At 35.5% G+C, this 11,931-nt stretch carries 12 protein-coding genes; all 12 read left to right on the top strand.

Annotation, left to right across the window (positions count from 1 at the left end; all coding sequences use genetic code 11):
• Positions 1 to 6 precede the first annotated feature (6 nt).
• The 12 genes from DES48_RS02580 (at position 7) to DES48_RS02525 (ending at position 11,906) form a co-directional block, all read left to right on the top strand.
• Positions 7 to 774, top strand: coding sequence for a FliA/WhiG family RNA polymerase sigma factor (locus DES48_RS02580; protein ID WP_079709471.1), 768 nt, complete (start codon positions 7 to 9; stop codon positions 772 to 774).
• A 27-nt stretch (positions 775 to 801) separates the two neighbouring features.
• A complete protein-coding gene (locus DES48_RS02575) occupies positions 802 to 2,175 on the top strand; it encodes a flagellar assembly protein A (protein WP_113866582.1) in 1,374 nt (457 codons plus the stop codon).
• A gap of 21 nt (positions 2,176 to 2,196) precedes the next feature.
• Entirely contained in the window at positions 2,197 to 2,499 is a 303-nt protein-coding gene (locus tag DES48_RS02570) for a hypothetical protein (RefSeq protein WP_079709473.1), read from the top strand.
• An 11-nt stretch (positions 2,500 to 2,510) separates the two neighbouring features.
• Complete coding sequence (locus DES48_RS02565) at positions 2,511 to 3,041, top strand: DUF6115 domain-containing protein (RefSeq protein WP_113866580.1); 531 nt, start codon at positions 2,511 to 2,513, stop codon at positions 3,039 to 3,041.
• A gap of 152 nt (positions 3,042 to 3,193) precedes the next feature.
• Positions 3,194 to 3,931 (top strand): 30S ribosomal protein S2, encoded by a 738-nt coding sequence (rpsB, locus tag DES48_RS02560; RefSeq protein ID WP_113866578.1) that lies wholly within the window; start codon positions 3,194 to 3,196, stop codon positions 3,929 to 3,931.
• Positions 3,932 to 4,085: 154 nt separating this feature from the next.
• Positions 4,086 to 4,970 (top strand): translation elongation factor Ts, encoded by an 885-nt coding sequence (gene tsf / locus DES48_RS02555; protein ID WP_113866576.1) that lies wholly within the window; start codon positions 4,086 to 4,088, stop codon positions 4,968 to 4,970.
• Between the two features lie 125 nt (positions 4,971 to 5,095).
• Positions 5,096 to 5,818, top strand: coding sequence for a UMP kinase (gene pyrH / locus DES48_RS02550; protein ID WP_079709477.1), 723 nt, complete (start codon positions 5,096 to 5,098; stop codon positions 5,816 to 5,818).
• A gap of 3 nt (positions 5,819 to 5,821) precedes the next feature.
• Positions 5,822 to 6,379 (top strand): ribosome recycling factor, encoded by a 558-nt coding sequence (gene frr / locus DES48_RS02545; RefSeq protein ID WP_079709478.1) that lies wholly within the window; start codon positions 5,822 to 5,824, stop codon positions 6,377 to 6,379.
• A gap of 703 nt (positions 6,380 to 7,082) precedes the next feature.
• Entirely contained in the window at positions 7,083 to 7,853 is a 771-nt protein-coding gene (locus DES48_RS02540; protein WP_113866573.1) for an undecaprenyl pyrophosphate synthase, read from the top strand.
• A 33-nt stretch (positions 7,854 to 7,886) separates the two neighbouring features.
• Positions 7,887 to 8,678 carry a phosphatidate cytidylyltransferase gene (locus DES48_RS02535; protein WP_113866571.1) on the top strand — a complete coding sequence of 264 codons (792 nt, stop codon included), beginning with the start codon at positions 7,887 to 7,889 and terminating at the stop codon, positions 8,676 to 8,678.
• A gap of 175 nt (positions 8,679 to 8,853) precedes the next feature.
• The gene (gene rseP / locus DES48_RS02530) at positions 8,854 to 10,110 is read left to right on the top strand and encodes an RIP metalloprotease RseP (RefSeq protein ID WP_079710008.1); all 1,257 of its coding nucleotides are present in this window, start codon (positions 8,854 to 8,856) and stop codon (positions 10,108 to 10,110) included.
• A 95-nt stretch (positions 10,111 to 10,205) separates the two neighbouring features.
• Complete coding sequence (locus DES48_RS02525; RefSeq protein ID WP_113866569.1) at positions 10,206 to 11,906, top strand: proline--tRNA ligase; 1,701 nt, start codon at positions 10,206 to 10,208, stop codon at positions 11,904 to 11,906.
• Positions 11,907 to 11,931: the final 25 nt, after the last annotated feature.

The raw sequence follows: 11,931 nt of genomic DNA, 5'->3' as shown, positions 1-11,931 counted from the left end.
ATATGATTGTCTACTTCGAACCCAGCTATAGATAGATTATGGGATCAATGGACTCAAGATAAAGATAATGAAATAGCAAATCAACTTGTGGAACATTATCTTTATCTTGTTCATTATCATGCGCAACGAATTGCAATCCATTTGCCCAAGAATGTTGAAAAAGACGATATCAAAAGTTTGGGGCTATTTGGTCTTTATGACGCATTGCATAAATTTGATCCAAAAAGAGATTTGAAATTTGATACGTATGCTTCTTTTCGTATTCGAGGAGCAATTATTGATGGGTTAAGAAAAGAAGACTGGTTACCAAGGTCAACGAGAGATAAAACAAAAAAAATTGAGCAAGCAATTCACATCCTAGAACAACAATTGCATCGTGCACCTACCTCGACAGAAATTGCTACCTACTTAAATTTAAAAAAGAGAGAGGTAGAGGAGATTATAAAGGATTCCTTATTTTCTAACTTGTTATCTCTTGAAGAAAAAGCTGGCGATAATAACGAAGATCATAAAGAGGGAATTGGCTATAGTATACCTGACCAACGTAATCCATCACCAGAGGATAAGGTGTTATCAACTGAACGTGTTTTGGAATTAGTAAATAGCATTCAACAACTAAATGAAAATGAACAAATGGTCATCAGTTTATTTTATAAAGAAGAATTAACATTTACAGAGATCGGGCAAATATTAGAGCTGACAACTTCAAGAATTTCACAGATACATAAACAGGCCATATTTAAATTAAAAAAAGCCCTGACTTTAACCGTTTAATATTAGTAGTTTAAAGGGGAATGTATAATGGGATCACTTGATGAATTGTTTCGTTTGGAAATAGCTAAAGATAAAATGTCAGCAACCCTTCATTCTAAAAAGGTGGAAGCTGAAGAAATAGAAGTATCTGATACCCTGTTAACAGATTTTTTAGCTTATAACAACGTAGTGTACGGCATTGATAACGAGGCGCTATTAAAGGTTGCATCAGAAAATCCAGATGATATTTGTCCAATTATGATTGCCAAAGGAGTCGAACCTATTCATGGTGTAGATGGTAGGATCGATTATGTATGTGAACAAAAAGAGACGTTGAACCAAGAAGAAAAAAGAGATTTCCGTGATATTAAAAAAATTCCTTCCTTAAGACAAGGTGAAAAAATCGCTATTATAACACAACCAACAGAAGGGAAACCTGGTCGTAATATATATGACCAGCAATTGAAAGCCAAGCCAGGAAAACAGGTGCGTATAAAACCCGGAAAAAATGTAGTATTTAAAGATGAAGATTTATCATTTTATGCTGCTATTGATGGACAGCTCAGCATAAAACATAGATCAATTAATGTCTTTAATACGTACGAGGTTTCAGGAGACCTTAGTTTGGAAACTGGAAACCTTAACTTTGTTGGATCAATAGTAATTAAGGGGAATGTCCCATCTGGGTATCGAGTTGAAGCGGAAGGAGATATTCATGTTCATGGCTTAGTTGAGGGTGCTTACCTTGAAGCGAAGGGAAATATTGTGATTACAGAAGGAATTGCGGGGTTGCGTAAAGGCACGCTCATTGCAGGAGGTAATATTACAATTGGCTATGCAAACCAAGCGATTATTGATGCAGGTGAAGATCTATACGTACAACAGTCCATTTTGCAAAGTTACTGTACCTCTAGAGGAAGCGTCTATTGTGAAACAGGTCATATCATTGGCGGCTCATGCTCAGCTGGTAAATCAATTGAGGTAAAAGATATTGGAAATCAAATGGATACAAAAACGGAAATCGCAATTGGTATAAATCAAAGAGACTATGACCTTGAAAATCAACTAACTAAAGAGAAAGAATCTTTGGTAGAAAATATTAAAAAGTTAGAAAATTTAGGTAGTATGTTGAAACAAAAGAAAGACACGCAAGAAGGTCTGACAGCTAAAGAACGTGTGATTTTATTAAAACAACGTAATTCAATGGTCCAAACAAAGCAACAATTAGCGTCAGTAACTGCGCAATTAGAAGAGTTAAAGGTTGAAGTTAGTGATGCGACGGAATTAAGGTTAATTGCAAAAGGTACAGTACATCCAAACACCATATTGCATTTTGGTAAATACGAAAAAACGATTGCTGTTCCGCAAAAATTTACGCAAGTGTATTTGAAAGATGGAGAAATCATCACTACTACACTATAGTTATGTGAAGGAAGTGAACTTATGAGTTGGAAAGCTGTAGAAATGCAAGTCGCTTTACCACGTGTACAAGATGCAAGTAAAATTCAAGAGCAAATCCAACAAAGAGGTCAATTCATCCAGGACACATTAGCTAGTAAACAAATAATACAAGAAGAAATTAAACGTAAAACCGTTAATCACTCAGAAGAAAATCACAAGTTAGCCAATAACAAAAAAAACAACCGACCAACCTCTTTATCAGAGCAAAAAAACAATGAACAGCAAGCGCAACAACCAAAAATTCGGCATCCTTATTTAGGGTATCTATTTGATATTAATAGTTAAGAGGGGTATGTATGATTTATTTGCTACTTTTTATTAGTTTTATTATTCATATTATTACATTTATCTATATCAAGACTGTTAGGAATGGGACGATTACTGCAGAGGAAATGTCACAACAACAAGAAGAACAGAGAAAAGAAATTCAAGAGTTACTAGCAGTTTATTTAGTTGAAATAAGAGAAGAGAACGAAAAACTTATTGAAGTTTTAGAAGATAAACCCAACCAAAAAACTAAACATCCCCTTTATACTCAAAATAAAACAGAAGAGAAACCTTCTGCTTCGCAGGATACAAATAGAGAAGATTCATCTTCATTTCTTTCAAAAGACGATAGTCAAAAGTCGGCAAATCAAAAATCTGCCACGAACGATTATCAACCGCCTAGTATAGAACAAGTAGAAGATACATTTGTCCCTTCACTGTCTGCACAAGTACTTTCTTTGTATAGTAAAGGTGAGAGTATTGAATCTATTGCAAGAAAATTAGACTGTGGCAAAACAGAAGTTGAATTAATGGTGAAATTTCAACAAAAAAATATGTAAATTGCTTGATTGCAAATGTAGCTTATGATATAGTTACTTTTGGTGTTAATCACACACGCTTATGGATTATAGGAGTGGTGCTAAGCTCAGTTTAGTCCTCCTGTAAAAATGAAGTAAGCGGAGGCATAAAACCAATTTAGGAGGAAAAAATAATGGCAGTTATTTCAATGAAACAACTATTGGAAGCTGGTGTACACTTTGGTCACCAAACACGCCGTTGGAATCCAAAAATGAAGAGATATATCTTCACGGAGAGAAACGGCATTTACATCATCGACTTACAAAAAACAGTGAAAAAGGTTGATGAAGCATACAACTTTATTAAACAAGTTGCTGAAGACGGCGGAAACGTTTTGTTTGTTGGTACGAAAAAACAAGCACAAGAGTCTGTAAAAGATGAGGCAATTCGTTCAGGAATGTTCTTTGTTAACCAACGTTGGTTAGGTGGAACATTGACAAACTTTGATACAATTCGTAAGCGTATTAATCGTTTGAAAGATATCGAGCGTATGGAAGAAGACGGAACTTTTGATGTATTACCTAAAAAAGAAGTAGTAGGTTTACTTAAAGAGAAAGAACGTCTTGTGAAGTTTCTTGGTGGGATTAAAGAAATGAAACAAATCCCTGATGTATTATTCATCATTGATCCACGTAAAGAGCGTATTGCTGTAGCTGAAGCACATAAATTGAACATTCCTATCGTTGGAATTGTTGATACAAATTGTGATCCGGATGAAATTGATTATGTTATCCCGGCTAATGATGATGCTATCCGTGCGGTTAAATTGTTAACTGGTAAAATGGCAGATGCCATTTTAGAAGCTAAACAAGGTGAAGTAACCGAAGAAGCAGGAACTGAAGAAGTAGCAGCAGAAACTGTAGAAGAATAATAAAAGGGTTGCGGAGGTGATAAGAGGGGAACCTTTTATCACCTTTTTTCAAAAAGTATTACAAAATCAAATTACTAGTAAACGTATTTATTACACAGTAAATATTAAAAACAATTAGTATTAACACGCTACATACTTAAAAGGAGGAACTAAAATGGCAGTAACAGCACAAATGGTTAAAGAATTACGTGAAAAAACTGGTGCCGGAATGATGGATTGTAAAAAAGCACTAACTGAAACAGATGGTGATATGGAAAAAGCAGTAGATTTTCTTCGTGAAAAAGGAATCTCTAAAGCTGCCAAAAAAGCAGATCGTATTGCTGCAGAAGGTTCAGCTCATGTTGCAGTAGATAACAATACAGCTGTACTTCTAGAAATGAATTGTGAAACAGACTTTGTTACAAAAAACGATCAATTCAAAACATTATTAGAAGAGATCGCACAACATTTATTATCACAAAAACCTGCTACAGTTGAAGAAGCGTTACAACAGCCACTTCATGGTGAAGGTGAAACTCTAGAAGCATATATTAATTCTAATATTGCAAAAATTGGTGAAAAATTATCTCTACGTCGTTTCACTCTTTTAGAAAAAACAGACGAAGATGCATTTGGTGCATACATCCATATGGGTGGTAACATTGGTTCACTTACTGTTGTTGAAGGAACAACAGACGAAGCATTTGCTAAAGATGTGGCAATGCATATTGCAGCAGTTAACCCACGTTATGTGTCTCGTGATGCTGTCTCTACAGATGAAGTTGAAAAAGAACGCGAAATGCTTAAAACACAAGCAAAAAATGAAGGCAAACCTGAAAACATCGTTGAAAAAATGGTGGAAGGACGTTTAGGTAAATTCTTCGAAGAAATTTGCTTGCTAGAACAGGGTTTTGTTAAAGATCCAGATCAAAAAGTCAAAAAATTAGTAGCGGATAAAGGTGCAACTATTCAAACATTTGCACGTTATGAAGTGGGCGAAGGAATGGAGAAAAAAGAAGATAACTTCGCTGAAGAAGTAATGAGTCAAGTTAAAAAATAATTTACCATTGTTTAATATTATTAAGAGAAGTAAACTAGAGGGGACACGTGGTGTTCCCTTTTCTTAAGAAAGAAATAGTTAACAATGGAAATCATATTTTAAAAATTACATATACGGAGGTTATTATGACTACTGCCCGCTACCGAAGAATTGTGTTAAAATTGAGTGGAGAAGCACTAAGTGGAGAAAAAGGTTATGGAATAGAACCAACAGTTATCCAATCCATTGCTATGCAAGTGAAAGAAATTGCTGAACTTGGGGTAGAAATCGCTGTTGTTGTCGGCGGTGGAAATATTTGGAGAGGTAAAGTTGGTAGTGAGATGGGAATGGATCGTGCGAATGCTGATTACATGGGTATGCTCGCTACGGTCATGAACTCTCTAGCTTTGCAAGACAGTTTAGAAAATTATGGTATTCCGAGTCGTGTGCAAACGTCGATTGAAATGCGTCAAGTAGCTGAGCCTTATATAAGAAGAAAAGCCATTCGACATCTAGAGAAAAAACGTGTAGTAATTTTTGCGGCGGGTACAGGTAACCCATATTTTTCTACTGATACTACAGCGGCTTTACGAGCAGCTGAAGTGGAAGCAGATGTTATTCTAATGGCAAAAAATAATGTGGATGGGGTTTATACGGCTGATCCAAAACGTGATGAAAATGCGGAAAAGTATGAGGAATTATCTTATATGCAAATGCTAAATGAAGGTCTTGGAGTGATGGATTCAACAGCCTCTTCCTTATGTATGGATAATGACATTCCATTACTTGTCTTTTCAATCTCCGAAGAAGGTAACATTAAACGTGCTGTACTTGGCGAGCAAATTGGAACAATTATAAGGAGGAAATAAGTTATGTCCAATACAATAATAAAAGAAACTAAAGAAAAAATGACACAAGCGGTTCAATCGTTCTCAAAGCAACTAGCAACTGTTCGTGCTGGTCGTGCTAATCCAGCTTTATTAAATAGTGTATATGTAGACTATTATGGTATGTCTACGCCACTAAATCAATTATCTACGGTCACTGTTCCAGAAGCGAGACTCTTATTGATTACACCTTTTGATAAATCATCTATTTCAGAAATTGAAAAGGCGATTCAAAAAGCTGACTTAGGCTTATCACCATCTAGTGATGGTAATGTTGTTCGAATTAATATACCAGCTTTAACAGCGGAACGTCGTAAAGAGCTTGTTAAGCTGGTAGGTAAATATGCTGAAGAATCTAAAGTACAAATCAGAAATATTCGAAGAGATGCAAATGATCAATTGAAGAAAGAAGAAAAAGATGGTGACATTACAGAAGACGATTTAAGAGGTTTTCAAGATGATGTTCAAACACAGACAGACAAGCATATTGAAGAAATTGATTCATTAGTAAAAGAAAAAGAAAAAGAAATGATGGAAGTTTGATATAGACAAACTAACATGTCTAAATACGAAAATGGCCCTCTTCGGAAGCAAGGGGGTCTATTTCATTTTATAACAAAAAAGGCTCTATACTAAATGTGGTAGTATCCCTTGATTTCTCAAAGCTTCCCTTGAAGAAAAAAAATACATGCAACCCCTCTCTTTAATAATGGATATAGTGAGGGGGTGAACAACACAATAAAAGTGACGAAATGCATATCTTAGGGCATTAAGCGTTTTGAGCGATTGAAAAAGAAGATACTGGGGTGTCAAGAGATAAGAAGTGTCTTATTATAAAAGTACCTTAGCAGAGGAAATATGCGAGACTCCTACGGGAACAGCAAATGTTTTCGATGGGACGAGTAATCGCAGTCCCACGAGCCGAAGATCCACTTGGTTAAGTGGCTAGAAGTTAGACGAAAACCGTCACGTCCTGTGTGCCCGAGCAAAGCGAGTATATTTCCCCTGCGGTTCAGGTACAAGTATAGTGTAATAAAAGAGATGATGGAGTGAAAATGACACCACCACATTTGACAGAGAACCAAAAATATATAATTCTTTACATTTTTGCTTATAAAATATTTACTAGTGCTTTACAGTAGATAACATGGTAAACTGATAAAAGGTATGCAAATGGTGGATTTATTTTGAACAAATCGAATTAATCACCAAAGTTTCGCTTTAACTGATGGAGGATCGCAAGACAATGTTTAAAATACCTTTTTTCAAAAAGAATAAAAACAAAACAGACCATATTGACCATATTGAAAATGTACCGGAACATGTAGCCATTATTATGGATGGTAACGGTAGATGGGCGAAAAAGAAAGGGTTACCCCGTTTTGCTGGTCATAAACAAGGGATGGACAATGTAAGAAATATTGTACGAAGAGCAAACAATCGAGGAATAAAAATTCTTACGATGTATGCTTTCTCTACAGAAAATTGGAAACGTCCGAGAGATGAAGTAGATTATATCATGAAACTTCCAAAAGAATTTATACATAACTATCTACCAGAATTAATTCAAGAAAATGTTCGAATTCAGACCATTGGTGATTTTAATCTTTTGCCCGCTCACACGAAACAAGCAGTGAATGAAGCAAAAGAACGCACCAAATCTAATGATGGTTTAATATTAAATATTGCGCTGAATTATGGTAGTAGAGGGGAAATTTTACAAGCAGTTCAACAACTTGTAAAAGAAGTTGAATCAGATAAGTTAAGTCCAGATACCATTGATGAGCAAGTGTTAGCCAAGTATTTATATACAACGGGTTTGAAAGATCCTGATCTAGTGATTCGTACGAGTGGAGAGCAACGATTAAGTAATTTTTTGTTGTGGCAAGTTGCCTATGCTGAATTCTGGTTCACAGATAAGTATTGGCCTGATTTTGATGATGAGGCTTTTGATAAGGCTCTACTTGATTACCAAAATAGAAAACGTCGATTTGGTGGTTTAACAAATAAAAAATAATCGTAGAATAGAACGAAGATAGGTGTTGAAGAAATGAAACTGAGAATTATCACAGCAGTTATTGCTATATTGTTGTTTTTTCCATTTGTTTTTATCGGCAAAATGCCGTTTTTTATAGTCATGTATTTGATTAGTTCCATCGGACTATTAGAACTGTTGCGTATGCGTAACATGACAAGTTATCCAATTCCAACACTATTTACACTTCTACTAATGTGGGTTTTACTTTTACCATCGACAAACATTTTTTTGTTTAACCAATTCGACACAAGTAAATCAGAATTTACATTAGTGATTGTACTTATTTTATTAGGATATACTGTCTTAGTGAAAAATAAATTTACATTTGAAGATGCGGGATTTCTTGTACTATCCGCCATTTATGTAGGACTCGGTTTTTATTATTTTATGGAGACACAGACGGCCGGGCTGCACTATATTTTTTATGGTATATTAGTAATACTTGCTACTGATACAGGAGCTTATTTTTTTGGAAGATTACTTGGAAAAAGAAAGCTATGGCCTGAAATTAGTCCGAATAAGACAATAGAAGGTGCTGTAGGTGGGATCTTATTAGCTTGTCTAGTAGCAATTATTTTTCAATTAGTTACTCCTGTTCATTCTTCTATGTATATTGTTATTATAGTAACTGTCTTTGCTAGCGCTTGTGGTCAAGTTGGTGATTTAGTCGAATCTGCATTTAAACGTTACTATAAAGTAAAGGATTCAGGAAAGTTGCTGCCAGGTCATGGAGGAATACTTGATCGATTTGATAGTTGGTTATTTGTTTTTCCTTTCTTGCATTTTATTCAATTTATTTCATAAAATTTTGTACACATGTTAAGTTCTTTTCAAAAAAGAGCTAAATAGCTAAAATAAAGTTGAGTCAGGTAGTTTGCGAGTGAATAAAGAAATAATATACTTTTTTAATTGCTACTATCAATGCGAAATAAAGAAGTGTAAGCTATATGTACTTAGATGGTAAAGGAGCGTGCTAGTGTTGACAACGATTATTGCTTTTATTTTAATGTTCGGTGTGCTTGTTTTTGTACATGAGTTTGGACATTATATTTTTGCGAAAAGATCTGGAATGCTTGTAAGAGAATTTGCGATAGGTTTTGGTCCCAAAGTATTTCACAAAAAGATAGCTGAAACACTATACACCATTCGTCTTTTACCAATGGGAGGCTACGTTAGAGTAGCGGGTGATGACCCCGAAATTATCGACTTAAAACCAGGGCAGCATATTGGATTAGAATTTAATGATCAAGGTATTGTAACCAAAATTATTATTAACAATAAAGAGAAACATCCAAATGCGCAAGTTATTGAAGTAGAAGAATCTGATTTAGAGCATGACTTGTTGATTAAAGGTTATGATGTAGGAGAAGAAGTTCTTCAAACATTCGCTGTTGATCGAAGTGCTGATTTTGTTATGGACGAAGTAGAAACCCAAATTGCTCCTTTTGATAGACAATTTGCTGCAAAAACAAAACGTCAACGTGCAATGCAACTATTTGCTGGGCCAATGATGAATTTTGTCCTAACGATTGTGATTTTTGCCATTCTTGGTTTTACGAATGGCGTCCCTTCAGAAGAAGCAAAACTAGCTTCTATCCAAGAAGATAGTCCTGCAGCAGCAGCAGGTTTCCAATCTGGAGATGAAGTCGTCGAGATTAATGATCAACCAATTTCGGAATGGACAGAATTTCAACAAATTGTCCGTGCACATCCAGAACAAACATTAAATATGACCGTTTTGCGTAATGGGGAGCAGCATGTGTTAACAGTTACGCCTCGAGCGATTGAAGGCCCTGATGGTGATGTGGGTCAATTAGGTGTGATGCAGAGTTTGGATCAATCTTCTTGGCGAGCCATTCCTTATAGTCTCAATCAAACCTATGACTATTCGAAATTAATTCTTGTAAACCTTAGCAAGTTAGTGACTGGTCAATTTTCTATTGATATGCTATCGGGGCCAGTAGGGATCTATGATGCTACGGATCAAGTTGTTCAGACAGGATTTACTAATTTCTTAATGTGGACCGCCGTGTTAAGTGTAAACTTGGGAATTGTCAATTTAGTTCCTTTACCAGCGCTTGATGGTGGTAGGCTATTATTTGTTGGCATCGAGGCGGTTAGAGGAAAACCGTTACCGCCCGAAAAAGAAGGGTTTGCACATTTTATTGGAGCAGCATTGCTTATATTATTATTTATCGTTGTCACTTGGAACGATATCCAACGGTTATTTCTATAAAGAATAGCTATTTTAAAAAATTAAATTACGATTATATATAAAAAAATGAAAATTGATAACGTTATATTTGTTAATGAAAAGAGAGGTTAGATAGTATGCGTCAAAGTAAATCACTTATCCCTACATTTAAAGAGATACCAGCGGGGGCGGATATTGCCAGTCATCAATTATTATTAAGAGCTGGGTTTATTCGTCAGACTGCTTCGGGAATATACAGTTTTTTACCGTTAGGAAATAGAGTATTAAAAAAGGTAGAAGCAATTATTCGCGAAGAAATGGATAAAATAGGAGCGAATGAAATGCTCATGCCAGCTTTACAACCTGCTGAGTTATGGCACCAAACAGGAAGATGGGACACAATGGGTGCTGAATTAATGCGATTGAAAGATCGTCATGATCGTGAATTCGCTTTAGGCGCTACACATGAAGAAGTTGTTACAAGTTTAATAAAGGATGAATTAAACAGCTATAAAAAATTGCCTTTGACAGTCTATCAAATTCAAACAAAATATCGTGACGAAAAGCGCCCACGATTTGGACTATTACGTGGAAGAGAATTTGTGATGAAAGATGCGTATTCTTTTCATTCCTCCGCTGAAAGCCTTGACGAAGCTTATAATGACATGTATCAAGCATATACTGCAGTATTTACACGACTTGGACTTAATTTCCGACCAGTAATTGCTGATTCAGGTGCAATGGGTGGAAAAGATACGCATGAATTCATGGCTTTATCTGAGGTTGGTGAAGATATTATTGCATACTCCGATACATCTGCTTATGCTGCAAATATTGAAATGGCTACAGCCGCTGATCAATATGAAACAACAGATGAGACAATGCAGTCATTAGATAAAAAGGCTACTCCTAATCAAAAAACTATGCAAGAAGTGGCTGATTATTTACAACATTCATTAGATAAAGGTTTAAAATCATTACTTTTTAAAATAGATAATAAGTTCGTATTAGTAGTGACCAGAGGTGATCATGAAGTTAACGACATCAAATTAAAACATTTGTATCAAGCAAATGATGTTGAACTTGCAACCGAAAGAGAAACGCAACAGATCATTGGGGCAGGATTTGGATCACTCGGCCCAATAAACATACCGGAAGAAGTAGAAGTTCTTGCTGATTATGCCGTTAAATACGTGAGAAATGTTACATGTGGAGCAAATGAAGATGGTTATCACTTTGTTAATGTTAATCCAACGCGTGATTTCCAAGTATCACGTTTTGAAGATATTCGCTTTGTAAAAGAAGGTGATTTATCACCTGATGGTGAAGGTAACCTTCATTTTGCAAGAGGAATTGAAATTGGACAAGTCTTTAAATTAGGTTCATTCTATGCAGAAAAACTAGGTGCCAATTTCTTGAACGAACAAGGGAAAGCAAGTACATTACTTATGGGGTGTTATGGAATCGGTGTTTCCCGAACGCTAGCAGCGATTGTTGAACAATACCATGATGAAAATGGTATCACTTGGCCAAATCAAATAGCTCCTTTCCAAGTTCATTTGCTCGTAATGAATAGTAAAAAAGAGGAACAAGTAAGTTTAGGTGATACCTTGTATCAACTACTTCTAGATAAAGGAATAGAGGTTCTTTATGATGATCGTAAGGAGCGAGCAGGCGTTAAATTTGCTGATAGTGATTTAATCGGTATTCCAGTAAGAATTACCGTTGGAAAACGAGCTGATGAAGGTTATGTCGAGTGTAAATTAAGACGAACTGGAGAGCAAACTGAACATCATCAAGCTGAAGTTATTGAATATGTTCAAACATTGATAGACTAGTATATAAGGAATAAACACCCCTGTC

The sequence above is a fragment of the Paraliobacillus ryukyuensis genome (assembly GCF_003315295.1).
Classification (GTDB): Bacteria; Bacillota; Bacilli; order Bacillales; family Amphibacillaceae; genus Paraliobacillus; species Paraliobacillus ryukyuensis.
This window is presented reverse-complemented; position numbering and strand designations above follow the sequence as displayed.